19 protein-coding genes are annotated in these 25,435 nt (G+C 31.3%); 13 read left to right on the forward strand and 6 right to left on the reverse strand.

Features of this window, described 5'->3' with window-relative positions; translation table 11 throughout:
- Nucleotides 1-281: 281 nt before the first annotated feature.
- The gene (locus GXK57_RS05875) at nucleotides 282-794 is read right to left on the reverse strand and encodes a QueT transporter family protein (RefSeq protein ID WP_160672902.1); all 513 of its coding nucleotides are present in this window, start codon (nucleotides 792-794) and stop codon (nucleotides 282-284) included.
- 143 nt (nucleotides 795-937) lie between these two features.
- Here GXK57_RS05875 and GXK57_RS05880 point away from each other — a divergent pair, with 143 nt between their 5' ends.
- Nucleotides 938-2,140, forward strand: coding sequence for an HDOD domain-containing protein (locus GXK57_RS05880; protein WP_160672905.1), 1,203 nt, complete (start codon nucleotides 938-940; stop codon nucleotides 2,138-2,140).
- 115 nt (nucleotides 2,141-2,255) lie between these two features.
- Nucleotides 2,256-2,471, forward strand: coding sequence for a hypothetical protein (locus tag GXK57_RS05885; protein ID WP_160672908.1), 216 nt, complete (start codon nucleotides 2,256-2,258; stop codon nucleotides 2,469-2,471).
- A 209-nt stretch (nucleotides 2,472-2,680) separates the two neighbouring features.
- Here GXK57_RS05885 and GXK57_RS05890 read toward each other — a convergent pair whose 3' ends face one another.
- Nucleotides 2,681-4,156 (reverse strand): nicotinate phosphoribosyltransferase, encoded by a 1,476-nt coding sequence (locus GXK57_RS05890; RefSeq protein ID WP_160672911.1) that lies wholly within the window; start codon nucleotides 4,154-4,156, stop codon nucleotides 2,681-2,683.
- 385 nt (nucleotides 4,157-4,541) lie between these two features.
- On the opposite strand from GXK57_RS05890, the gene GXK57_RS05895 reads away from it, so the two are divergent.
- On the forward strand, nucleotides 4,542-6,548 hold the full coding sequence (locus GXK57_RS05895) for an ATP-dependent helicase (protein ID WP_202127682.1): 2,007 nt from the start codon (nucleotides 4,542-4,544) through the stop codon (nucleotides 6,546-6,548).
- Nucleotides 6,549-7,011: 463 nt separating this feature from the next.
- Here the strand turns inward: GXK57_RS05895 and GXK57_RS05900 are convergent, their stop codons facing one another.
- Entirely contained in the window at nucleotides 7,012-7,575 is a 564-nt protein-coding gene (locus GXK57_RS05900; RefSeq protein ID WP_160672917.1) for a TetR/AcrR family transcriptional regulator, read from the reverse strand.
- 272 nt (nucleotides 7,576-7,847) lie between these two features.
- Between GXK57_RS05900 and GXK57_RS05905 the strand changes: the two genes are divergently transcribed.
- Both GXK57_RS05905 and murB read left to right on the forward strand, forming a co-directional pair.
- Nucleotides 7,848-10,196 (forward strand): YhgE/Pip domain-containing protein, encoded by a 2,349-nt coding sequence (locus GXK57_RS05905; protein WP_160672920.1) that lies wholly within the window; start codon nucleotides 7,848-7,850, stop codon nucleotides 10,194-10,196.
- A 198-nt stretch (nucleotides 10,197-10,394) separates the two neighbouring features.
- On the forward strand, nucleotides 10,395-11,297 hold the full coding sequence (gene murB / locus GXK57_RS05910) for a UDP-N-acetylmuramate dehydrogenase (protein WP_160672923.1): 903 nt from the start codon (nucleotides 10,395-10,397) through the stop codon (nucleotides 11,295-11,297).
- A 208-nt stretch (nucleotides 11,298-11,505) separates the two neighbouring features.
- Here the strand turns inward: murB and GXK57_RS05915 are convergent, their stop codons facing one another.
- Nucleotides 11,506-12,324, reverse strand: a complete 819-nt coding sequence (locus tag GXK57_RS05915) for an alpha/beta hydrolase (protein ID WP_160672926.1) — start codon at nucleotides 12,322-12,324, stop codon at nucleotides 11,506-11,508.
- Nucleotides 12,325-12,999: 675 nt separating this feature from the next.
- Here GXK57_RS05915 and GXK57_RS05920 point away from each other — a divergent pair.
- The 3 genes from GXK57_RS05920 (at nucleotide 13,000) to GXK57_RS05930 (ending at nucleotide 15,189) form a co-directional block, all read left to right on the forward strand.
- Nucleotides 13,000-13,332 carry a PadR family transcriptional regulator gene (locus GXK57_RS05920; RefSeq protein ID WP_160672929.1) on the forward strand — a complete coding sequence of 111 codons (333 nt, stop codon included), beginning with the start codon at nucleotides 13,000-13,002 and terminating at the stop codon, nucleotides 13,330-13,332.
- 2 nt (nucleotides 13,333-13,334) lie between these two features.
- On the forward strand, nucleotides 13,335-14,207 hold the full coding sequence (locus tag GXK57_RS05925) for a permease prefix domain 1-containing protein (RefSeq protein WP_160672932.1): 873 nt from the start codon (nucleotides 13,335-13,337) through the stop codon (nucleotides 14,205-14,207).
- A 97-nt stretch (nucleotides 14,208-14,304) separates the two neighbouring features.
- Nucleotides 14,305-15,189, forward strand: a complete 885-nt coding sequence (locus GXK57_RS05930) for a permease prefix domain 1-containing protein (protein WP_160672935.1) — start codon at nucleotides 14,305-14,307, stop codon at nucleotides 15,187-15,189.
- Nucleotides 15,190-15,440: 251 nt separating this feature from the next.
- Here the strand turns inward: GXK57_RS05930 and GXK57_RS05935 are convergent, their stop codons facing one another.
- The gene (locus GXK57_RS05935; protein ID WP_160672938.1) at nucleotides 15,441-15,980 is read right to left on the reverse strand and encodes a hypothetical protein; all 540 of its coding nucleotides are present in this window, start codon (nucleotides 15,978-15,980) and stop codon (nucleotides 15,441-15,443) included.
- A 476-nt stretch (nucleotides 15,981-16,456) separates the two neighbouring features.
- On the opposite strand from GXK57_RS05935, the gene GXK57_RS05940 reads away from it, so the two are divergent.
- Genes GXK57_RS05940 through GXK57_RS05955 form a run of 4 tightly spaced genes read left to right on the forward strand, consistent with a single transcriptional unit; the run spans nucleotide 16,457 to nucleotide 22,295 of the window.
- A complete protein-coding gene (locus tag GXK57_RS05940) occupies nucleotides 16,457-18,448 on the forward strand; it encodes a cell division protein FtsA (RefSeq protein WP_160672941.1) in 1,992 nt (663 codons plus the stop codon).
- A gap of 14 nt (nucleotides 18,449-18,462) precedes the next feature.
- The gene (locus GXK57_RS05945; RefSeq protein WP_160672944.1) at nucleotides 18,463-19,653 is read left to right on the forward strand and encodes an amidohydrolase; all 1,191 of its coding nucleotides are present in this window, start codon (nucleotides 18,463-18,465) and stop codon (nucleotides 19,651-19,653) included.
- Between the two features lie 52 nt (nucleotides 19,654-19,705).
- On the forward strand, nucleotides 19,706-20,671 hold the full coding sequence (locus tag GXK57_RS05950; RefSeq protein WP_160672947.1) for an RluA family pseudouridine synthase: 966 nt from the start codon (nucleotides 19,706-19,708) through the stop codon (nucleotides 20,669-20,671).
- Between the two features lie 13 nt (nucleotides 20,672-20,684).
- Nucleotides 20,685-22,295 carry a polysaccharide biosynthesis protein gene (locus GXK57_RS05955; protein ID WP_160672950.1) on the forward strand — a complete coding sequence of 537 codons (1,611 nt, stop codon included), beginning with the start codon at nucleotides 20,685-20,687 and terminating at the stop codon, nucleotides 22,293-22,295.
- Nucleotides 22,296-22,526: 231 nt separating this feature from the next.
- Here the strand turns inward: GXK57_RS05955 and spoVB are convergent, their stop codons facing one another.
- Entirely contained in the window at nucleotides 22,527-24,023 is a 1,497-nt protein-coding gene (spoVB, locus tag GXK57_RS05960; protein ID WP_160672953.1) for a stage V sporulation protein B, read from the reverse strand.
- Nucleotides 24,024-24,149: 126 nt separating this feature from the next.
- On the opposite strand from spoVB, the gene GXK57_RS05965 reads away from it, so the two are divergent.
- Complete coding sequence (locus GXK57_RS05965) at nucleotides 24,150-25,430, forward strand: hypothetical protein (RefSeq protein WP_160672956.1); 1,281 nt, start codon at nucleotides 24,150-24,152, stop codon at nucleotides 25,428-25,430.
- Nucleotides 25,431-25,435 lie beyond the last annotated feature (5 nt).

Genomic DNA, 25,435 nt, shown 5'->3' on the forward strand with positions numbered 1-25,435 from the left:
AAGAAAACTAGATATGCAAAACAATAACAATTGTATATTTAATTAGAAATATAAAATATATTTGAAATTATTTCAATGTTCTAATAAAATATAAATAATAAATATTTAAATTGAAAAACAAGCAGTAATTAAAAAATACCTTTTAAAATATCCATTATAAGTAAAAAAATACTTGCTTTGATATAATATGTCGTGAATAAAATGTTAAAAATAGATTAAATTAGATTATAATAATATAAGAGGAATTTGTAGAAATTAAAAAGGCAAAGACTTAAAAGTCTTTACCTAGTGATTTTTAGTGCATTTACGATATTCTTGTTTTTTAATATTACGTTAAATAATATGTACCCTACTATAGAAACTACTACAAATTCTCCAATTGCTACAAAACCGCAGGATAGTATTAGAGGGTGAATTCCAAAGGCTGCATTTGGTGCAAAGCCTAAAAAGTAAAGTTCTCCTCCAACTATAAGACCATTAAATATGGTTGGCCATAATGTAGCAATAAATAAGTTTTTGGTTCTACTTGTGAAGAATACTGCTAAAAAAGTAGCAAAAGCTCCTATTCCTATATCAAGAGGTCCAATTGGACTTGATAGATTGGCTAAAATGCAGCCTAAAACTAAGCCAGGTATATACTTTCTGTCTATAAAAGCCAGAAGTACCAAAACTTCGGAAATTCTTAGTTGAATAGGACCATAAGCCATCCAAGAAAATGAAAGTGTTATTACTACATATAGTGCAGCAACAATTGCCGTGTAGGCTAAAAACCTGATTTTTGATTGTGTATTCATAAAATAACCTCCTTTTTTTTATGTGGGTACAAGGATAAAACACAAAAATCGAGTGTAATTATATCATATGTATGAATTTTATGAAATAGAAATCCTATTTTTTTAGACATAAATTTTACTTTACGGATACTTGAGGAGATTATATGGAAATTTTTATAGCTAGACAACCTATATTTAATAGAAATAAGAGAGTTTTTGGATATGAATTGTTGTATAGAAATAGTAATGTAAATAAGTTTGCTAATATAGATGGTGATATTGCAACAAGAAAGCTTTTATCTAACGCAGCAGTACTTGAGTTAGATAAAATTACGGAAGGTAAAAAAGCTTTTATAAATTTCACCCAAAATACTCTTATTGAAGAGTTACCAACTCTTTTGCCTAAGGAAACAGTTGTAGTTGAAATATTAGAAGATGTTGAACTTACAGATGATGTTATTACAGCATGCAAAAAACTTAAGAACAAAGGTTATACCATTGCAGTTGATGACTTTGCAAATGACAGAGATATAACCCCTTTAATAGGTATGCTTGATATTGTTAAGGTGGACTTTTCTTTAACTACAGAAGAGCAACAGAAAGAGATATGTAGCACTTTTAAAAAGTTAGGAATTAAGGTTTTAGCTGAAAAAGTTGAAAATAGTATAGATTTTGAAAAGGCATTGGATGTAGGCTATGATTATTTTCAAGGGTTCTTCTTTAGTAAGCCTAAGATTATTTCAGGAAAGCATAGTCCGGTGGCGAGTACAAGTTTTGTTATATTTATGAGAGAATTAAAGAAGAGTGATGTAAGTCTTGAAAGTTTGGAACAGTTTATAATAAGCGATGCATCTTTATCTTATAAGCTAATAAAATATATAAATTCTGCACATTTTGGAATTCCTAATAGGATAAAGTCAGTTAGACAAGCAATTACTCTACTAGGGATAAAAGAATTAGAGAAATGGGTAATATTGCTTAGTTTTAACTTATTTACAGACCCTGATTACGAAGAGCTTTCTAAAAATGCTATGGTTAGAGCTCATTTTTGTGAGGCTTTATGCGAAGCAATGGGAAATAGCGTATCAGCATCTGCTTTTATGGTAGGATTATTCTCTCACTTAGATGTAGTGCTTTCAACAGATATGGAAACTTTACTTGAAGAACTTCCAGTTGATGAGGAAATAAAAAGAGCATTAATAAAAAAAGATAACTTTCTTTATGAAATATTAGACATCTCAATTAGTTATGAAAGTATGGACGTTGATAAACTAATGATATTTACAGAAAAACATAATATAGCTATCGAGAAACTGTCCAATATATATATTGATTCATTAGAATGGGTTGGAAGTATGAATGAATAAATAAAACTAGTTAAATTGTTAACAAAAAGTCTCTTTATTTTTTTCTAAAATTAAAATATAATATCTCTATAGAAAAATGGGAAGAATTTTCTTAATTGTTAAAGGGGGGATAATTATGGGAAACTGTCCTTTTTGGTCAAATTATAATCAAGCAATTGAATGTAATCAAGAATGTCCTATGAAAAGTAGTACACAAGATAAAGAAGATTGTGTATTTAGGACGCATCTTACAGGAGTTTCATTAAAGGAAGTAACTGGTGCTGTAGAATTCTCAGAGGAAATTGAAGAGGATTATTTCATCAAAAAGTTTAAGACTTCCACAGGATACTAAAACTTACATATGTTGAATTAAGCAATCTATAAGCATATAATTAGGTTTTGTTTAAAATATATATTCTGTTTAAAGCCTAAAAATAAGTGCCCTTCAGATAGTGTGTTTTATCTGAAGGACACTTATTTTTGTAATCTTTTGTGTTTTATGGGGTTTTAACCCTATCTAAAATAAGAAGTTTAATTTTATTATAGTAACCGCTTACGTTCTTATTTGTATTGATCTGTATATTTATGTAATAGGCTTTGCTTTAAACTCCATAGATTACTTGATAAATCAACATAGTAAGTATGAGGATTTTCAAATCTTAAAACTTCTGGCCAAAGTTTTTCGGTTTCTTCGCTAGCAAAATCTTTTATTTCAAGTACAGAAGGGTTTTCGTAAACTTGCTTACCTTTATCAAAAACTTGTACCATCAAGTCTTTAACATAGAAGTTTGTAAGCTTTTTTCTTTTCCAAGTATAAACAGGATCAAAAATTTCTAAACTGCTATCGGTGTTTATTACTTCATTGTTAAGAGCTATAAGATCAGCAATAGCCATATCGTTGTCCTTGTCAAAGATTCTATAAATCTTTTTAAAACCAGGGTTTGTTATCTTTTCTTCATTTTCACTTATTTTAATCTTAGGAACTATTTTGTTATCTTCTTCTATAGCAACTAACTTATATACCCCACCAAATACCGGTTCTGATTTGGCAGTGATTAGTCTTTCGCCTACACCAAAAGAATCAATCTTAGCTCCTTGAGCTATTACATCGCTTATAATATGCTCATCAAGAGAGTTTGAAATTACGATTTTACAATCATTATAACCAGCAGCATCAAGTAGCTTTCTACATTTTTTTGTAAGATAAGTTATATCTCCGCTATCTATTCTTATTCCCTTAGGTCTAAGTCCCTTTGGTTTCAAAACTTCATCAAAAACCTTTATGGCATTAGGTATACCTGATTTTAATACATTATAGGTATCTACTAAGAAGGTGCAGTTTTCTGGGTAAACTTCAGCCCAAGCTTTAAAAGCTTCATATTCATTTGGATAAAGTTGAACCCAAGAATGAGCCATCGTTCCAGAAGCCGGAATGTCAAACATTTCTTCTGCTATAGTACAAGCTGTAGAAGCGCAGCCACCAATTACAGCAGCTCTAGCACCATATATAGCTCCATCGTATCCTTGAGCTCTTCTAGAACCAAACTCCATAACCGTTCTTCCCTGTGCGGCTCTGCATATTCTATTTGCTTTTGTAGCGATAAGTGTTTGATGATTTATTGTAAGAAGTATCATAGTTTCAATAAACTGTGCTTGTATAACTGGACCTCTTACAGTTACCAAAGGCTCATTTGGAAATACTGGATTACCTTCTGGTACAGCCCATACATCACAGCAAAACTCAAAGTCTTCAAGATATTTTAAAAATTCATCAGCAAATATTTGTTTGCTTCTTAAATAATCGATGTCTTCTTTAGTGAATTTTAAATTGCTTAGGTATTCAATAAGCTGTTCAACACCAGCCATTATACAGTATCCACCACCATCAGGAACTCTTCTGAAAAACATATCAAAATAAGCTATCTTATCTTTTAATCCATCCTTAAGATATCCATTTCCCATAGTAAGTTCATAGAAATCTACAAGCATAGTCAAATTTCTAGAACTTCTTACATCGAAGTTAATTTCTTTTGTCATAGTTAATCTCCTTTACATGAAATACCATAAGGATATTGTAACCTTATAAATTAATTATTACAATATACTTAGAAATTTTTAAGCTTACTCATATCTTTGAGTTTGAGCTTTGTGATATATAGGCAATAATTTACTTAGGGCAATGGAAGACATATATGCTTTTATATAAGTCAAGTTTGATGTTATACTTAAGAATGTGTTTCATTTGCTATAATTATATATAGGTTTCAAGTCAGTATACAAATTCAGAGATATAATTATAGATGAGGCAGTTATTAATATATGTGTAAAGGGCTCCTAGAAGAAATGGTGGGAGTTTTATAAATGGATCTTATATAAGGTACGCATATTCACATAGAATTGAATGAACAAAGGTAGGAGAACAGTGACTAATTTAGATGAATTTCAAGAACAAGCGGTTAGATGTAATAGTAGAAATACCTTAGTAATTGCTGCTCCTGGTAGCGGAAAAACTATGGTTATTATAAATAGAATAAAGTTTTTGATAGAAGAAAGAAAAGTACACCCAAGTAACATTGTAGTAATAACTTTTACAAGGGCAGCAGCTCAAAACATGAAGGATAGGTTTACTAAGCTTTGTAAGTTAAATAACTATCCTTTCTTCGGTACCTTTCATGGTCTTTTTTATAAGATATTGAAAAGGCATCAAAGAAATGTGGATTTGATTAATCCTAGTGAGGGGTATAGGCTGATAAACAAAGTATTATTAGAAAAGCTTCATGAAGTAGGAGAGGAAAAAGTTAAGGAAGTGCTAAACAACATATCACTTTTTAAAACCTCCAATACTTCAATAGATGACTTTGAATCCTCTATAAGCAAGGAAGTATTTATGGAATGCTATGAAAAGTATGAGGAGTACAAGAAACAGAGAAATCTGATGGATTTCGATGATTTGCAGCTTAGATGTAAAGAACTTTTCTTAAGAGAACCAAAAATTTTAAATGGTTATAGAAAATTATTCAGATATATATTAGTAGATGAGTTTCAAGACTGTGATGATCTACAGATAAGCCTTTTAAAACTCTTAAACAACAGCAATTCTGTATTTGCAGTTGGCGATGAAGATCAATGTATTTATACCTTTAGAGGCTCAAAGCCTGAGTATATGGTTGAGTTCCACAATAACTTTGACCAAGGAGAAAAGTTTTACCTAAATTATAATTATAGAAGTACTAGTAATATTGTAGATTTGTCCAAGGAGATAATAGTAAATAATAAGAACAGAAATAACAAGAAGATTCAATACTTTAGGAAAGAAACTGGAAGATTAGAAGTGGTTATTCCTTTTAATGAAAGTTCTCAAATCGAAGATATCATCGGAAAGATTAAAGGATTTAAGAACAGTGGAGACAGATATAAAGATAATGCCATACTTTATAGAACCAATATGGAGTCAAGAAGCATTATAGATGGTTTTATTAGACATAAGATTCCCTTTAAGCTTTTAGATAAGGAATATAACTTTTTCCATCATTTCATATGTAAAGACATACTAGCTTATTTAAAGCTATCCATAGATCCTTGGGACATGGAAAGCTTTACTAGAGTTATAAACAAACCCTTTAGGTATATTTCAAAGTCTAACCTGGAAAAGGTTAGCGCTTCAAGAATCAAAGAAAGTAATTTTAAGAAGCTGATGGAACTAGGAGACATACATCCTTTTCAGCTTAAGAAAATTGACGAGCTTCAAAGAGACGTAGCTAATTTGAACAAGATGACCTTAAGCAGTGCCATTGACTTTATATTATTTGAATTAGAGTACTATAGCTATCTGAGAGAATATAGTGATAAGTTCAAGCAAAGTATCAATGAACTTGATGAAATCGTAGAAGAATTTAAGGAAATAAGCAAAGAATTCAAATCCATAATAACTCTTTTAGCTCATGTAGAAACTGTAGAAGAAAATATAAAAAACAGCATAAGAAAGAGTGAAGACGACTCAGTAATCTTAAGCACTATTCACGGCGTAAAAGGTATGGAGTTTAAAAACGTATATGTTATAGATGTTAATGAAGACATCATCCCTCACAAAAATGCAGAAGAAGACGGGGAAGAGGAAAGAAGACTTTTCTATGTTGGAGTAACAAGAGCCAAGGATAATCTTTTCATATACTCTCCAAAGATGTTAAGAGGAAAGTTTAAGGAAAGATCCAAATTCTTAAATGAGATAGCCATAGACAAGTATATAGTGAGAGAAGACTATGGCTTTAGCATTGGAGATAGGGTGTTCCATAAAAGCTTTGGAGCAGGCTTTGTTAAAGAAACCACTGAGGATAACATAGAAATAACCTTTGATGATGGAATGGTAAGAGGCTTCAACTTAAAGATTCTGGTGGAAAATAAGCTTTTGAGTAAGATTGAGAAGCTATAAATTAGTAATAATTTAAAATATAGTGATATATAAATAAAACCTCTTTAATTAGATGTATTAAAGAGGTTACTTTTGCTTATATAAAGTTATCATAAGATCAGTATACTTATATTATTAATGCCATAAAAGCCTTACAAATAAAATAGGAGGACGCAACATGAAAATTGTAGACAAGCTTGTTACGTCCTTCTAAAAGTTTTGGGTAACTTCACTTGTAATTATATGTATAAAAGTGAATATAATCAAGTATTAGTATGAAAATAAAAGTACTTTTTTTCTTAAAATACAATATCTGCTTGTTATAAGAATAGCTTTATACTTAAATTTTAAACCATTTAAGCAAGAACTTTAGATATAACTTAATAAAAATTAAATTGATATTTTAACAAAAAATAATATTTTCCATTTATCAAAATTTACATTCAATATTTTTAAATTACATAATAGGTACAAGAACTAGCTATTATAAATTATTAGTTATGTTTTGAATTATGTCTGATACAATAAGAGCCATTTCCTTTGGGGGAACATTTAGGTCATCTTTCAGCCATTGTTGTATTACTCCTATGCAGCCAGATATTAAAAATGGTCTTACAAAATGTATCTTTATCTTAGGTATAGTTTCTCCAAAAGGTGGTTTCTTTTGAATGATAGCCTTTTTAAATTTTTCTATAAAAGAATAATCTCCGTCTGGGCCAAGCAGTATCTTACACATCTCGCCATTATCCTGTACGTACTCAAAGATATGAGTATAAAAGGACAAGAAATTGGAATAGTTATTGGCGTCCTTTGAAAACTCATCGAAGGCATCATTGAAATCCTCTAGCATTTCATTTTCTATTTGTTCCACCATGTCGAATATATCCTTGTAATATAAGTAGAAGGTAGATCTATTAACATCAGCTAAATCAGTCAGTTCTTTCACAGTAATGTCACTTATTTTCTTTTTAGACATTAGAGCAGTAAGAGCGTGGAGTAGCGTTGATTTTGTCTTCCTTATACGCCTATCAACTTTCTCTTCTTTCATATAATAATCCTCCATAAAATAAAAATTCTTCATATGCTAAATTTTTTAAGTGTGCAGTTACAAAGTTATATTACAAAAAAAATTCTAGTAAGGTTAATATTTTTTTGTGTGAGATAATAGACAAATGTCTATTATGTGTCTAATAACCATCAAATCAGCCTATATTAATGATTGAAAATGGACAACACACATCTTATAATACACATGTGTCTATTAAAAAACAAGTGTTTATGTAATTGTATTACTGATCAATAGTATAAGGAGGTAGCAAAATGCAATTAAAGAAAGCAAAAGATAATAGAAAGTTTACACTAGTTATTATATCTGTATTAGTTGTTGCAGTTATGTTTGTACCAATGCTATATTCCTCTATCTACCTTGGCAGCGTATGGGATGTCTATGGGAGGCTTGATAGTGTCCCAGTAGCTTTTGTAAACTTAGATAAGTCGGTTACGAAGGATGGAAAAGAATATGCTATAGGTAAGGAAGTTGAAGATAAGCTTAAAGATAACAATAAAGTAGGCTGGCGTTTTGTAAGTCATGAAGAGGCTATGGATGGCGTTAAGGGAACTAAGTACTATGCAGTGATAGAGATACCGGAAAACTTTTCTCAAAGCATCTCAAATGCACAAGATGGAAAGTTTAATAATCCAGAGATAACTTATACAGCAAACAAAGGGAAAAATTTTGTGTTTTCGCAAGTTTCCTCAAAGGTTGCTGAGGGTATTAAAACTGAAGTTAGTTCCAGCATACAAAAAGAAATTTCAAAAGCATTGGTAGATAGTTTATATGACGTAAAGGTATCTATTAAGGATGCTGGAGATGGAGCTTCTAAGCTTCAAGATGGTACACAAAAGCTACTTGATGGCGGTAAAACTTTAACTGATGGTCTTGGAATAGCAGCTAGTGGAGCTTCTAAACTAGAAGATGGATTGAAGCAGGCAGCGACTGGAGGGCAATCACTTCAAGCTGGAACAAAACAGTTATATGATGGTAGTAACAATCTTTCTAGTGGAATTACACAAGCTTCCAATGGAGCAAATGACTTGAAAAATGGATTGTTTACACTAGCTTCTGGAGAAAATCAAGTTTTAAATGGAGCAAGTAAGCTAGTTAGTGGCTTAGACACGCTTAAGCAAAGTTTAACCGCTAAGAATGACAAACTTCCACTGTTAGTTAGTGGTGCTTCTCAGTTAAGTGATAAAACTAGTGAACTAGCACAAAAAACTTCTGATTTGAATTATGTTAATTTTAGTGCTTTAGCTTATGGTACAAGTCAAACAGAACAAGCTATTAGCAGTGCCAATAGTGCAATTAGTCCAGAATTAGTTGCTGATCTTGATAACTCAAATATGAGTGAAGCGGATAAAGCAAAAATAAAACAAATAGTTGGTACAGTGCAAAAGGTAGATGCAGTAAATAAAACTGCAAAGATATCTGGACATCTTTCAGCTATGGCAGAAGGGGTTAAGCCTTTACCTAATGCTATGGAACAGTTAAAACAAGGAAGCAAAAATCTTTCAGATGGAATAAATCAATTGGTAAATGGTCTATCAGATACACAAAATAAAGCTTCAGTGGGCGTAGATCAGTTATTAGCTGGAGCAAAGGCGCTTCAAAGTGGAAGTTCTGCTATATATAGTGGCTTAAGCACAGCTGCTAGCAAAACTGGAGAACTGTCTAATGGATTGCAACAGCTAAACACTGGTTCTATAGCTTTAAGAGATGGATTAAAAACTGCAAATGATGGTGCGGTAAGTTTAAGTTCAGGTTTAAATACTGCAGCAAGTAAAACTGAAGATTTAACTAATGGACTTAATAAGCTTAGCAGCGGAGCAAATACTTTGACTAGCGGTTTAAGCGATGCCAATGATGGAACTAGCAAACTTAAGGATGGACTAAATAGCGGCTATGATAAGATGAGTAATAAACTTAAATTCAATTCTGAGAATATGTCTCAGTTTATATCCGAGCCTATAACTCTTAAGGATAACTCTATAAATGATGTGAAATACTATGGAGAAGGCTTAGCACCATATTTTATGTCATTATCCTTATGGTTAGGTGCAATGTTTATGAGTTTAATACTTTCCATTGCAAAATCAAAGAATTTATTTAAGAGTAAGTTAATGAACAGCTTCTTTGGCAAGTTTATAGTTGGTTCAGGTCTTGTAACTATGCAGGCCATAATATTGAGTTTAACTGTTACAAAAGGCTTAGGAATAGACCCAGCAAATATACTTGAATTTTATATGACAAATATTCTGATTGCTGTAGCATTTTTCAGTGTAATGTATGGAGTATCTCATGCTATAGGAGTTTTGGGGGGAGCGGTAATGTTTATAGTACTTCTACTACAACTAGCTTCTTCTGGAGGAACTTTCCCAATAGAGACTGCTCCTTTATTTTATAAGATTATTAATAAAGTAGTACCGATGACTTACTCAGTAAGTACACTTAGAATGACCATATCTGGTATAAATCAATCATTACTTAATAGTAATATGATAGGATTATTGATTTTTATATTAGTATTTTTAAGTGGAGGATTTATAGTAAGAGCAATAATGGAGCTTGGTAAAAATAAGAAGCAGCAACTTAGAGAATCTGAGGCTGCATAAATTAATAAGATATCTGCTTATGATAGGGACTATTTAGCGAAAGTTAAATAGTCCTTTTATAATTTAATAGATAGTAGTATACTTTTATATTGAAAATAAATGTAAGCAATTATATAATCTGTTATAGAATATAGGGAGATTGATAAAAAGGAGGATTCTAGTTCTTATGATTTTATATCATATTAGCTAGATATCATTATGAACACTGACGATATTGTTTCAAGCTTGGAAGTATTGCTTAATAATAAAAATGTTTTTGTAAATGAACCTATGAGTAAGCATACGACTTTTCGTGTGGGAGGAAATGCAGATGTATTGGTAAGTCCAGATACTATAGCTGAATTGATATCAGTACTTGAGTATTTAAGATTAAATAATATTAAGCACATAGTTATAGGGAATGGAAGTAATCTGGTTGTAGAGGACAGCGGATATAGGGGAGTTATTGTTAAGACATCAAAATTGAATTCTATTAATATTAAAGAGAATCTACTTGAAGCAGGATGCGGAGCATTTCTTTCAACTGTTAGTAAAATAGCACTAGAGCATGGATTAGCTGGAACTGAATTTCTCTCAGGTATACCTGGTACCATTGGTGGAGCTATCACCATGAATGCAGGTGCCTACAATTCTGAGATAAGTGACATAATTGATTATGCTATTGTCTTAAAAGAAGATAAGACAGAAAAGATAAGTAAAGCAGAACTTATGCTTTCTTATAGAAACAGCATAATACAAAAGGAAAATTATACAGTTCTTTCTGCAGGGTTTAATCTAAGGAAAGATAGCTATGAAGTTATACATGCTAAGATGAGTGAGATACAAGCTAAAAGGATTTCATCTCAACCACTTAATTATCCAAATGCAGGCAGTATATTTAAGAGAATAAACGGCCATCCAGTTGGAGCTGTAATAGAGAATGCAGGGCTTAAAAATGTAGCAATAGGCGGAGCAAAAGTTTCTGAGAAACATGCCAATTTTATAGTTAATACAGGAAATGCTACAGCAAAGGATATTAAGTCTTTAATTGAACTTGTTAAGAAGACCGTTAAGGATAAGACGGATATAGATTTGGAAACTGAAGTTAAGTTTATAGGCTAGATTTTTGAAACAATATTATAAAATAACAATGAAAATTAAATACTTTAACGTCTATAAGTTTAGAAAAGGGGTTCTTGAAAAAAGAATCCCTTTTTTAAATTTCAACATTAACTATTTGTCTAAGTTCATTAAAGCATAGGATAACTGGTAAATTAATTTCAATATAGTACTTTAACAGAATATTATTTTTATTAATCATTTCGAAAGATTAATTTTTTTCCACTCTTTCAAGCCATTCTTTAACCAATGTATTAAAAACAGCTTCTTGTTCTATTTGAAGGTTATGACCAGCCATATCTAAAACTGCAAAGGTTGCTCTAGGATAATTATCTAATATGTCCCAGGAGTCTTTATAACCTACACTGGAATCTTGACGGCCTAAAAGCATAAGAGTTGGTTTTTCATAGACAGCTTCAAGGTTATCAACGTTAAAAGAAAACTCATAACCGGTATTTCTTAAGTTGGTTAAAAATTTATCATCTGCTATTTTTACGCCGCATAATATTTCATCACTATATCTTTGCCATATCTTTTCACTTTGAACCACTGCCATAGAGTTAAAGTCCTTAGCGTCAAATTCCTCAAGGGTTGATAATAAATTAGGATCTTCATATAAGACTACATGTTGAGGATTATTACGTTTATTATAATCTGCTACAATGCAAGGACATAGAAGAAATAACCCATCTACCTTTTCAGGAATCTTATAGGTAATACCTCTTGCAATATATCCTCCATAAGATTCACCGCAAAGGAGAAAATTCTCGCCAGGAATTAGGGTGTTTATAAACTCTATTACAATATCAAGCATCATATCAGAGTTTTTAATCCAGCTTGCACTTTCGGACTGACCCATGCCTGGTAAGTCAATATATATTCTTTTATAACTGGATAGATTATTGAAAACAGGCTCCATGCATCCAGACATAAGTCTGTGATCAGGATAATATCCATGAATCAAAACAATTGGCTTCCCATCGCCAATTGTTTCATAATTAATATTTAAATTATTTATTGATACTTTCATCAAAACGGCCCCTTTAAGTAATAATATTACGAACATAAGTTCTAGATAAGTTTACCATATATTAAATTTTGTGTAAACATATAGGGTGATTTTAGCTCAGTAATTCTAATATATAGTTTTAAAATGATGGTATAAAATATAAATATAGATTTAAATAATATTATGTAGACAAGCTATATAGAACACTATATAGTAAAGTTTTTTTGGTATATAGGAATGTATTTAAAAAATGTTGTTAATGGATTTATGGATTAAATACTAAGTTGAACAATGACAGATAAAGATATATCGCTAAGTAATAAAATTCATGTTTCAAAATCTCATTTCAGAAGGCAGAGAAGCTTTAAATGTATATTTTCTATCAAAGTGGTATATCTTTATTTGCTCTAGAGGTTAGCGTTATCGGATATTAAGTTAGTCATTTACTGTGTAAAATCAGTTTATTGGCTTGATGATATCCTACACCAACATTTTTTAAATACATAGGAATATAAAAAAACAATGTTTTCAAGTATAGATTAAAACGTAAAAAAGTGTAATTTTACAATCTTCACAGTAGATTAAAGGCTTTTATGCATTGAGGTTGTAAAAAACATACAAAACTTTATTTTTATAGCATGAAGTACTTTATAGCATAGAGTAGTTTATGGTATAATATTACTGGAGGTGAACTATTTGGAATTAAGCAAAGAAATGATTAAAGGTTATATAGAAAGCATTATACTGACGCTTTTGAAAAAAGAAGATCTATATGGCTATGAGATAGCAAAGAGAATTAGAAATACTAGCAGGGGAAGCTTTGAGATAAAAGAAGGCACCATGTATGTAGTACTTAAAAGACTTGAAAATAACGGGCTTGTAACTACCTACTGGGATGATGGAGAAAGCGGAGGCGGAAGAAGGCGATATCATAAGATAACAGAAAAGGGTATTGAGTATCTTAAAGTAAAGAAAGAGGAATGGGTGTTTTTCAGAGATATACTAAACATCTTTTTTGGGGAGGAATAGTGGTGAAGGAGATAGATAACTATATAAATTCTATATATAAAAATGCAGATGATGATTTTGAAGAGATAGAAGAAATAAAAAATGATATGAGACAGCATTTAATAGAAACTGTAGAGGAACTTAAGAGAGAAGGAAAAAGTGAAGCTGAAAGCATAAAGATAGCGATAGAAAGATTTGGAGAGGCACCGTGGATAAAGGCTGAACTTTCAAAGGTGATTCCGTTTACTAGAAAGCATTTTAGCATATCTCTATGTGCTTCTTTGTCGATGATTGGTATATTGCTTGTAGTTGTAATTACACTGGCAAATTATGCAGGTAATAAATTTTTACTTGACGGCACTATGCTATCAGTTCTTGCAGTACCTATATACATTATTATCAGAGCCTCAAAACTAGAGAGTATAAGAAAGAGTAACCAAGAAACTGACTTGAAAAAAGAAGGAATAAGATTATTATTTATAATTTCTATTTTTTATATAATAGGCTCTGCTATACATCAGTTTGGAACCTTTCCAAACTATAATAACAAAGTATATTATTCTGTAAGCCTTATACCTTTGAGTCATATGATAGATGTAACCCATAGAGGGGTTCCTATATATGTACCAGTAATAAGCTGTGTAAAAGTCTTTATTTCATACTTAGTAGTAGGGGCTTTATCCATAATTGTAAGTAGTAGATATAAAAAGTTAAGTGCATGTATAGGATTAGGGGGGACAATTTTTTTAATAGCTACTATGTTGAATTATTCTATGTCTATTTTGGGATTAACACTAGTAAGAACTATTAACTTTGATGTAGATTACCTTATATCATGTATTTTAGGAACAGTTGTTGGGTGGTTTATATATAGCAAAAAGATAAGAAAATCATAGGTATTTGCATAAATAGAGTTCTTTTAAGGCTCAATGATAGTATTACAATTTATTAAAGGGGATTTGTAGACTAAACATCTTTTAAGGAGGTATGGTGGTGAAGGAGATAGATAACTATATAAATTCTATATATAAAAATGCAGATGATGATTTTGAAGAGATAGAAGAAATAAAAAATGATATGAGACAGCATTTAATAGAAACTGTAGAGGAACTTAAGAGAGAAGGAAAAGGTGAAGCTGAAAGCATAAAGATAGCGATAGAAAGATTTGGAGAGGCACCGTGGATAAAGGCTGAACTTTCAAAGGTGATTCCTTTTACTAGAAAGAATTTTAATATAGCGCTGTTTGTAGCTTTAGGTATGATTACTATTTCATTTGCCTTTATATTTTGTATTGCCAATTATGTAAGGGATGAAGGAACAATAAAAGGTGTAGTAATGATATTATCAGCTCCAATATACATTATTCTAAGAGCTATAAAGCTTAAAGAGAGTATAAAGAATAAAGATGCAGTAAGCTTAAAGCTTGAGTGGATAAGATTATTTTTTGTAATATATATAGCATATCTTATAGGAAGTTACATTCAATATATACAGACCTTTTCTGATACTTCTAAACAAATAAATTATTCAATAAACCTAATACCAATCATAGGTATACCTAATATATTAAAAGGAATGGCACTTAAAGGGCTAGGACTAAATATTTTTATAAGAGTTGTATTAAAATATTTTTTTAGATATTTTCTTTTAGGTATTCTTGCACCTATTGCTTATAATAGCTTTAGAAAGCTTAACAACTGCATACTCTTAGGTATAGCAATTTATATAGGAATCTTTTTGATAAATTCTATCTTTTCTATCTTTGGATTATCCTATCATAGGGAGATAACTATAAATATAGATTTTCTTATGGTAGCTGTTTTAGGTGTAGTTATTGGTTATTTTATATCTAATAAAAAACTAATAAAATCGAAATAGAGTTTTGAGGCTTGGATTAAATTTAAAAGTCTCCAAACTGGCTTGAATACAATAAATTCTTAACTTCTTAACAATTTAAGAGGAAAAAAAGTTAAGAATTGAACTTGTTAAAATTTTATATTTTTTAGAGTGAAATTATATAATTTTAATTGAATAGAATTCAGAAAAATAGCATTGATATATAAAGTCAATGCTATTTGATATTGCATAATCTAAAAGAAAAATGTGATAAGTATTAAAATTGGATAAGGCTATAGAAGATGAATTTTTTTCATATAACTACCTGCTGTATCAATAAATTTATTAATATCTATGTTCTTATATTTACTATTATTAATTTCTATATAAAACAGCCCCAACCATCGTCCCAGAACTCTTAAATATTTATTTATAGCTATGTCTTTTTTTCTTGATATCCTTATAGAATCTGTCCCTCTGTATGAATGACATTCAACTTCAAATATTTCAGCCCATTTTATTATTATTTCTTTAGACAACTTTTTGATTATGATACCGTCATAATTTATTTCAACGTATTGCCTTTTTAGAATTATAGAACCTACTAAATCAGCATCTAGATATGTTACATATAAATGTAAAGGAAGTGTTATAGCTAATATTATTAAAATATCTCTTATATTCATATGTTCTATAATAAGCTCATAAAATAAAAAAATATCAAGAGCTATAGTACATAAATTAAAATAAGCAATAACAATTTTATAGGTTATATTATATTTAGGAAAAAATCGTATAGGCATATTATATTTATTGTGTTTATTCTTATACATGGTGCATATCCTTTCATGGACATATTCAAATTATTATTTACTTATGTGAAACATTTTAAGACTCTTATTTAGCAAAATTAAGAGCTTATTTATTTTCTAAACGTATTATTTTTAATAGTCTCTAAATATATATCGAACTTAAAGTATTGATTACTTGGGACTGTCATTTTTTTCTGTTTCTGCTTTAAAAATGTTAGTGCCTTACCAACCTCAAGATATTGAAATCAATGCATTAAGGGAATTTTACTATATTTTTCAAGGCTCCACAATGAGGTAATAGTAATTGAATAGAATATATTTCTATAAACAATTTAAAATAAAAGTTTCTTTAAAATCACTCTATTATTAGATTATGTAAGAATGAAAAGTAAACATTGTGGCATTGGTAAATTTATAATATAATCATAAGTAAGTATAGGCTCATATTCATTAGAATATGAGCCTTTAGATTTTAACGTAAGAGGGGTTAAGCGAATATGATTATGGATAATATAGTAGAGCAGGATGTCATATTTTCTTTAGATATTGGTACAAGAACTATTAAAGCTACCGTTGGAATGGTTAAGGATAAGAAGTTTCATGTTATTTGTGAAAGATTTTTAGAGCATGATGAAAGAGCTATGGTAGATGGACAAATTCATGATATAAATCTAGTAGCTTCTGGGGTGAACAATGTTAAGAGAGAACTGGAAGAGGAGCTTGGCTTTAAGTTAAAAGAGGTGGCTATAGCAGCTGCTGGTAGATTCTTAAGAACTGTAGAAAGTAAAGCTGAAATGGAACTTAATGATGAAGAGATAAGTAAGGATACTCTTAGAAGTCTGGAAATGACTGCAGTGCTAAAAGCTGAGGAAGAAATTAATAAGACTACTGATGGTAAATTATATTGTGTAGGATATAGTGTTAAAAATTATTATTTAAATGGTTATGTAATATCCAACTTATTAGGTCATAAGGGAGAGAATATAGCTGTAGAAGTTATTTCTACTTTTTTGCCTAGATCAGTTGTGGACAGCCTTTACTCCGTAATGAATAAAGTTAATCTAAATGTGGTTAATTTAACCTTAGAACCTATTGCTGCTATGGAAGCAGTAGTGCCTCAGAACCTAAGACTTCTTAACATAGCCCTAGTGGATGTTGGAGCAGGAACTTCAGATATAGCCATATGCAATAAAGAAAGCGTAACTGCTTATGGTATGGTTCCCCTTGCTGGTGATGAGGTTACAGAAGCCATAGCTCAAACTTATCTTGTGGACTTTAATACTGCAGAGAGAATAAAAAAGGAATCTGTTGAAAAGGATCAAATAGCCTATACCGATGTAATTGGTTTTGAAAATACTGTAAGTAAGGATGAAATCTTTAAGCTTGTAGAGCCAATAGTTCAAAAAATAGCGGAAGAGGTTTCTAGAAAGATAATAGATTTAAATGGATCTAAGGCTCCTAGTGCGGTGTTTTTAGTAGGTGGTGGTGCTCATACTCCATATTTGAAGGAATTAATCAGTGAAAAGTTAAATATACCTATACAGAGAATCGGCATAAAAGGAAGAGATGCTGTTACTGATTGTGTTTGTACAGATCTTACACCAGGAAGCTCAGGAGTTACAGTGCTTGGTATAGCCTTATTATCTATAAAGAGCTTAGGTCACAACTTTATAGATGTAGCTTTAAATGATAGCTTAATAAGCTTGTTTAACTCTCACAAGCACAATGTTATGGATGTTTTACTTCATGCTAATATCAATCCTAAAATTTTGATTGGTAAGAATGGCAAAAACATAAGATTTACTATCAATGGTTCAAAAAGAATGGCTTTTGGTGAATTAGGAACCAACGCAAGGTTAAAAATAAATGATGAAGAGGCAACTCTTGAAACCTTAGTATCCGATGGTGATAAGATAACAATTGATTATGCTCAGGATGGAAAAGATGCTGCACCAAGGGTTATGGACTATATGACAGATATAGAGGACTTAACTTGCTACTATAAGGAACAGCTTATAACAATCGAACCAGTAATTTTAATTAATGGTGAGAAAGCAAGTTTAGATTCTGTAATAAAAAATAGTGATGAAGTAAACATAATTTATCCTAGAACCTTAAAAGGAATAAAAAAATACATATTAAAGCTTGAAGATAGCATAATCTTAAGTATAAACGGTGAAATTGAACCAGAAGGATATGAAGTTAAAAACGGAGATAGAATAGCTATAGTTGAAGAAAAGCTTAAAGATAAGGAAGAAAGTAATCCTACTAAAAAAGAAGAACAAGGAATAACCTTAAAGGTTTTTGCAAATGGTGAACCTAAGGAGCTTAAAGGTAAGAAGGATTATGTTTTTGTAGATATATTCAATTATATTGAATTTGATCTCACTGTAGTTAAGGGCACACTTAATCTACTGCTAAATGGTAAAAATGCAGCTTATACTGATAAATTAAACGAGGGCGACAAAATAGAAGTATTTTGGAATTAAGAGGTGAATAAGTAATGGGGCTAGACTTTTATAAAGAAGCATTATCAATAAATGATGAGCTTGTAAGTTTAAGAAGAGATTTTCACGAGAATCCTGAGCTGGATTTTGATTTGCATAGAACTTCAGGTAAGGTAAAAGAGTTTTTAGAAAAAGAAGGTATACCTTATGAAGTTTATGCAGGCACAGGAGTATGTGGAATCATAGAAGGAACTGCTGAAGGTGGAAAGCAAGGTAAGACTGTTGCATTAAGAGGAGATATGGATGCACTTCCTATACAAGATAAGAAATCTTGTGATTACAGCTCAAAGGTAGCTGGTAAGATGCATGCCTGCGGTCATGATGCACATACCACCATACTTTTAGGGGCAGCTAAGCTTTTAAATAAAAATAAACATCTTTTAAAGGGAACAGTAAAGCTAATATTCGAACCAGCGGAAGAAACCACTGGCGGATCAAGAGTTATGATAACCGAAGGAATACTAGAAAATCCTAAGGTAGATGCAGTATTTGGACTTCATGTAACTGAAGACTTAGAAGCAGGAAAGATAATGGTTAAGAATGGAGTTGTTAATGCAGCTTCAAATCCTTTTACCATAAAGGTTAAAGGTAAAGGTGGGCATGGAGCAGCACCAAATAATGCTGTAGATCCAGTGGTTATGGCAGCTCAAGTTGTATTGGCAATGCAAACTATAGTAAGCAGAGAAATAAATCCATTTAACCCTGCTGTAGTTACTATAGGAAGCATACAAGGTGGTACAGCACAAAACATTATTCCTGATGAAGTTAAGCTAACAGGAATAATTAGAACAATGTCTTCAGAAGATAGATTAAATACAAAATTAAGGCTAGAAGAAATACTTAAAGGCATATGTGCAGCAATGAGAGGAAGCTATGAGCTTGAAATAGAAGAAAGCTATCCTTGTTTATACAATGATGATGACATGGTTGAACTTTTAAGAGCTTCTGCTAAAGAAGCAATAGGCGAGGAAAATGTTTTAATTCAACCAGTACCAAGAATGTGGGTGGAGAGCTTTGCTTACTTCGCAAATGAAAGACCAGCATGCTTTTATATGTTAGGCTGCGGCAATAAAGAGAAAGGCATTGTGGCTCCAATCCATAACGCAAACTTCGATATTGATGAACAGTGTTTACCTGTTGGAGTAGCGGTACAATGCCAAACTGTATTTAATTATTTGACAAGATAATGAAATAATATTAAGCTAAACAATGGAAGAAACTTAATTAGGAGTTGATTATGTGAAAATAGAGATAGGAACAAATGAAGCAGGTCAAAGATTGGATAAATTTCTTAGAAAGCTTTTAAAGGATGTTCCACTTAGTGCTATTTTTAAAGCACTTAGAAAAGGTGACGTTAAAGTAAACGGCAAGAAAGAAAAAGAGAAGTATTCTCTTCAAGTTGGAGATAGCATAGAGATAAAATACATAGAGTCTAAGAGGGAAAAGGCTGAAACTTTTCAGCTTGTTGATCCTAAGTCAATAAAGATAACCTATGAAGATGAAAATATGGTTTTAGTGGAGAAGTGGCCAGGAGTACTGGTTCATTCAGATAAGAAGAATGGAGATCCTACTCTAACTGACTATGTATTATCATACCTACACAAAAAGGGAGATTATACACCAGAGAAGGAACTTACCTTTACACCAGCTCCATGCAATAGACTGGACAGAAATACTTCAGGAATAGTTTTCTTTGGGAAGAACTTCGAATCTTTAAAGCTTCTCAATGAGATGATAAGAGAAAGAAAGATTCAGAAGTATTATACTGCATTGGTTAAAGGCAGAATTAAAGACGGTAGATATGAAGCTTATATATCTAAGGATGATGAAAACAACACTGCTACAGTGTATGACAAGTATGCTCCAGATACTAAGAAGATAGCTATGGATGTTAAGACTATTCAAAGTAATGGTGCATATTCACTTGTAGAGTTGGAATTAATTACAGGTAGAAGTCATCAACTAAGAGCTCATTTAGCACATTTGAATAATCCTATTATAGGTGATCCTAAATACGGTGACAAAAAGCTAAATAATTTCTTTGAAAATAAATTTGGCCTTACCTATCAATTTTTATATGCTTATAAGGTTATATTTAGGGAAGTTCCAGAGAAGTTTAACTACCTTAACAATAAGACTATAGCAGAAGGACTTCCTCCTATGTTCAAAAAGGTTAAAAAGGACGTATTTAAATTTGTTATTTAGATAGGGGTAGATCATGAAAGAGCAATCAACCACCAAAGGATTTGCCATACTTTCATTAGCAGGCATATTAGCAAAGCTTTTGTCTTTGCTATATGTACCTCTGCTACAAGCTATAATCGGGACTGGAGGATATGGCATATACCAAAAGACTTATGAAATTTTCACTTTCCTATACGCTGTATTAAATCTAGGTATACAAACAGCTGTGGCAAAATACATATCTGAACTTATGGCCATGGGTAACCATAGAGATGCACAAAGAACTTTTAGATTGGCTAGAACGCTTTTATTATTAGTTGGAACTGGAATATCAATCATACTTATAGTTAGTGCTAAGTTTATAGCTGTAAATACTGGAAGTCCAAGAATATTTATGGGACTTATAACTTTAGCACCTGCTATAGCGTTAACTTCAGTTTTATGCGTTTATAGAGGGTATTTTCAAGGAAAAGGAATAATGACGCCCTTAGCTGTGTCTCAAGTAGTAGAACAGTTTATGAACGTAGCTGCAAGTTTAATATTTGCATATATATTTATAAAGTATGGCGTTGAAAAAGGAAGTGCAGGAGGAACCGTTGGAACTTCTTTAGGTGCGTTTATAGCAATAGTTTATCTAATATACATAGCTGCAATCGAGAGAATTGACAGGAAGGTTTCTAATCAAGATAAAGAAATAAAGCGAGTAAGAACTAAGACAATAATTAAGAAGCTTGGTATGTATGGGATCCCAATAGCCTTAAGTGCAGGACTACAGAACTTTGGAGCTGTAGTTGATATGACGAATGTTACTAAAAGACTATTATATGCAGGCTTTACAGAAGATCAAGGTAATGTATTATATGGTATCTTGGGATACTATAAGACACTTTTATATGTTCCTTTGACAATAATAACTGCCTTAGCTACTGCAGTTATGCCAGCAATAGTTAGAGCGCTGGTAGTTAAAGATAAGAAGACAATGAAGGAAAAAATATTATTTGCTATTAGAATAAGTTATGATGTAGCAATTCCAGCAGCATTCGGACTAGCTATACTAAGCAGTGAGATTTATAAGGTCTTATTTGGAAAGACCACAGGTTCACAGCTTATGCTTTACGGATCTATTGTAGTTGTATTTATGGCTATAGTACAAATACAAAATACCATACTACAGGCAGTAAATAAGTTTTATTTTGTAGTTGGTTCCTTATGCATAGGTATAGTGCTTAAGATAGTATCAAACTATATTTTGATTGGTTATAAAGATATAAATATACAGGGAGCTGTAGTAGGAGGAGTGCTATGCTTCTTCGTACCTATGATATTGAATCATAGAAAGATGTGTAAGACTCTTAAGTTCAAGTTCTCCTTGCTTAGAGTGGCCTCTAAGCCTATATTAAGTTCACTTGCTATGACCATAGTTATCTTGCTTTTAAAGATATCAGTTTTTGGCATAATGAATACTTATTTAGGAGAAGGAAGAATAGTAAACTCTATTATTCTGTTTATAGCTATAGCTTTAGGCGGCATAACCTACTTATACGCTATGATATCTATCGGAGGTATCACTAAAAAGGAGATGGATTCACTATCTCCAAAGGTATCTAGGATGATGCCTGGATTCTTAAAAAGACGTCTAAAATAAAATATAATAAGTTTAGTAATTAGTGTATTCCTATTAAATTATTTAATTATATAATTTTATAGGGTTACTAAAATAATAAATAAGGGGTGAGCCTTAGAGCTCATCCCTTATTTATCGTCTTTTTTTAATAAAACTTTAATGAAATTGTAACTTTTATTAAAGTGTAGGATGAATGAACAGTTAATTTCAACAGTGTACTTTAAAAGAACCAAGTTTCTAAGTATATAAACATTAATCTATTCTCAATTTTACAGAAACCCCTATAAAGAAGGTAAAGCAAGCAACTATCAATATGATATTCTTTAGTATTATATTAATGCCAGTAAGTAAAGGCAATAATATAGACAATAGGTAGAAGGTCAAAACGCCTATAAGTATGAAGATAATAACTGCGCCAAAGGATAGGTTTAGTTCAATGTTTTTATTAACCTCATATAAGTTTAAGATAAGACTTAAGCTTGAAACTAGCAATGCGGTTATAGCATATCCATAAACATTTATAGAAGGTATTCCTGTTAGGATATATAGAGAGATAAGTTCTATAACTTCAATAATTATTGAGTTTCTCAGTATTACATTTTGTTTTCCTAAACCGTTGAGTATACCGAACATAGTGCCTGAAGTAAAAGAAAGCGGTGTACAGAAAGCGGCTATTTTTATGTAATCACCTAAGTCATTTCTTCGAAAGAACATTTGTCCTAAGGAGTCAGGAATCAATATGCATATAACAGAAGTACATATACCTATTAGGAAAACTAGCTTTATTACCTCTTTTATTCTCCTTGCAGCTGAATAATAATCCTTTTTATTCATGGACTGAGATAAGTCTGGTATAAGCAAAGTATTTAGAGATTGTATTATTAAAAAAGGAAAGGTTACTATGGTCAAGGCCATTCCGTTATACTTACCAATCATGGATAAAGCAGTACTATATTCAAAACCGGCTTGTACAAGTCTTCTCGGTACAACTAAAGCTGACATGGTATAGAATATACTTGTTAAAAATCCAGTAATACAAAGTGGGACAGATACAACTAAAACATCGAATAGAAGCTGAGCTCGTCCTTCTTTTTTTGATGGCATAATCATAATTTTTCTAGTAAGGCTTTTGTAGTATACATAAAGTAAAGCCAAGCTTTGAAACTCACCAATACAAAGAGCAATATACGCTACGGTGACCAAGGAAGAAAGAGAATTAGCTTTGAAAAAATAAATCAGTAAGGCAATTACAAAAATTCTCATACCTTTTTCTAGTATGTCTATGAAAGCCGGCATAACTATCTTTGAGCTTCCATAAAAGTATCCCTTTAATATGTTTGAAAGAGCAATAAAAACCATAGCAGGGCAAGTGATCTTGATGGCATTTATTGTTCTTGGGTCTTTAACCCAGTAAGATCCAATAGCTGGTGCAGCTAAATATACTAAAATTCCAACTATAGTAGCCCAAACAAGGTTGAAGATAGCTACAGTTCGAATTGTCTTAAACAGATTTCCAAAATCATTTTTTGAAGAATAAACTGCTGATACCTTAGAAATAGCTGCCACAATTCCTGCAGTCATCAGACATATAAAAAGATTATAAATAGGCATTACTAAACCATAAAGCCCCATTCCTTCAGGTCCCAATACCTTTGAAAGATAAATCGAAAATATAAATCCTAACATTCCCGTGGTTAGGTTGGCTACAGTTAAAAGAATAGAATTCTTATAAAAACTATTTTGCTCCAATACAATCACTCCTCTAAGCCTCAATAATAAAAATTATTCAAAAAAGTGGACAAATATTCATTGGTTATCATTATTTGTATTAACTAAAAATATATTTAACTTAGAAACCTTATGATGGAGGATGGTATGAGAGGAACAAAAATTATAATAGGTATTATAATCCTGTCAGTTTTAGGTGGTGCTTTGCTTTTTACAAATGCCATGAGGGTTAATGTATCTTTGATTGGCTCTGGGTTAGGAACGGAAATAAAAGTAAAAGGTATTAAAGAAGCTAACTGCTTTACCTTTGATGAAAAAAGGAATATATATTTTGGCTCAGATAATGGTATAGAATTATATAGAACTGATGGCAAGAGTGAATACGTAATAAAAGAAAGTAATATAAATATCAATTCCATAGGGTATGAGGATGGAAAGCTTTATTATGTAGAAGGTAGTAATCTAATATCTTATGATATTAAAAATAAGATAAAAAGTGAATTAATTAATAACTTGCCAGATAAAGGAGATTATAACAAGTGTAAATTAATCATCTGCAAGGATGATATATATATAGCCATTGGGGCAGCAACTAATTCAGGAATAGTAAGTGGCAAAGAAGCTGTTCCAGACAGTTCACCTATGGATATAACCTTAAAAGGAAGTAATTATGGAGAAGAACCTACAGGAGCTTTCTCTAAGTATGGTGTTAAAACTAAAAATGGACAGGTTATCAAAAAGAGCTTTCCTGGTAACGCATCGGTGATAAAGTACAGTATTAAAAATAATAAAGCAGAACTATTTGCATCAGGAATAAGAAATATTGAAGGATGGGACTACAATTCTGAAGGTTCCTTAATGGCAATAGTAGGAGGTATGGAGGATAGAGGACTAAGACCAATTCAAGGAGATACGGATTATATATATGAGCTTAAAAAGGATATATGGTATGGCTGGCCTGACTTTAGCGGGGGAGATCCTTTAGATTCACCAAAGTTTACAGATGATAAGGGTAAAGCTGTAAAACTGCTTCTAAGTAAATGGCCCATGGTTAGTCCTCCTGCGCCAGCTTATGTTTATAAGGATGTAGGAGCCATTAGTTCTTTAATTATAGACAAAAATGGCATCATTAAAGGAAAGGATTCAAGTTTTTTTTATGATAAAAAACAACAAGCTATTTACAATCTAGATAAAAATGGACTTATTAGTAAGGTGTTTAAATTTAGAAGTAATGCTCAAATAAAGGATATAAAGTTAATAGATAATTCACTTTATATATTAGATAAAAATAATGGGGTACTATATGAAGCACAAAAACAGAAGAAAAACCTTATGAGTAGTTCCAGCAGTTTAGTGTTTTTTTCACTCTGTGTAATAATATTAGCTATGGGTATAATAATAGTTAAATTTAGTATTAAGATAAAGTAAATTAT

This window comes from Clostridium sp. C8-1-8 (genome assembly GCF_009928445.1).
GTDB lineage: Bacteria > Bacillota > Clostridia > Clostridiales > Clostridiaceae > Clostridium_AR.

Bases quoted from the DNA above. Each gene is read 5' to 3' on its own strand.
- GXK57_RS05875 (WP_160672902.1), bottom strand. From the start codon at position 794: ATGAATACACAATCAAAAATCAGGTTTTTAGCCTACACGGCAATTGTT.
- GXK57_RS05900 (WP_160672917.1), bottom strand. From the start codon at position 7,575: ATGAAAGAAGAGAAAGTTGATAGGCGTATAAGGAAGACAAAATCAACG.
- murB (WP_160672923.1), top strand. From the start codon at position 10,395: ATGAACACTGACGATATTGTTTCAAGCTTGGAAGTATTGCTTAATAAT.
- GXK57_RS05915 (WP_160672926.1), bottom strand. From the start codon at position 12,324: ATGAAAGTATCAATAAATAATTTAAATATTAATTATGAAACAATTGGC.
- GXK57_RS05955 (WP_160672950.1), top strand. From the start codon at position 20,685: ATGAAAGAGCAATCAACCACCAAAGGATTTGCCATACTTTCATTAGCA.
- GXK57_RS05905 (WP_160672920.1), top strand. From the start codon at position 7,848: ATGCAATTAAAGAAAGCAAAAGATAATAGAAAGTTTACACTAGTTATT.
- GXK57_RS05880 (WP_160672905.1), top strand. From the start codon at position 938: ATGGAAATTTTTATAGCTAGACAACCTATATTTAATAGAAATAAGAGA.
- GXK57_RS05940 (WP_160672941.1), top strand. From the start codon at position 16,457: ATGATTATGGATAATATAGTAGAGCAGGATGTCATATTTTCTTTAGAT.
- GXK57_RS05890 (WP_160672911.1), bottom strand. From the start codon at position 4,156: ATGACAAAAGAAATTAACTTCGATGTAAGAAGTTCTAGAAATTTGACT.
- GXK57_RS05935 (WP_160672938.1), bottom strand. From the start codon at position 15,980: ATGTATAAGAATAAACACAATAAATATAATATGCCTATACGATTTTTT.
- GXK57_RS05965 (WP_160672956.1), top strand. From the start codon at position 24,150: ATGAGAGGAACAAAAATTATAATAGGTATTATAATCCTGTCAGTTTTA.
- GXK57_RS05945 (WP_160672944.1), top strand. From the start codon at position 18,463: ATGGGGCTAGACTTTTATAAAGAAGCATTATCAATAAATGATGAGCTT.
- GXK57_RS05885 (WP_160672908.1), top strand. From the start codon at position 2,256: ATGGGAAACTGTCCTTTTTGGTCAAATTATAATCAAGCAATTGAATGT.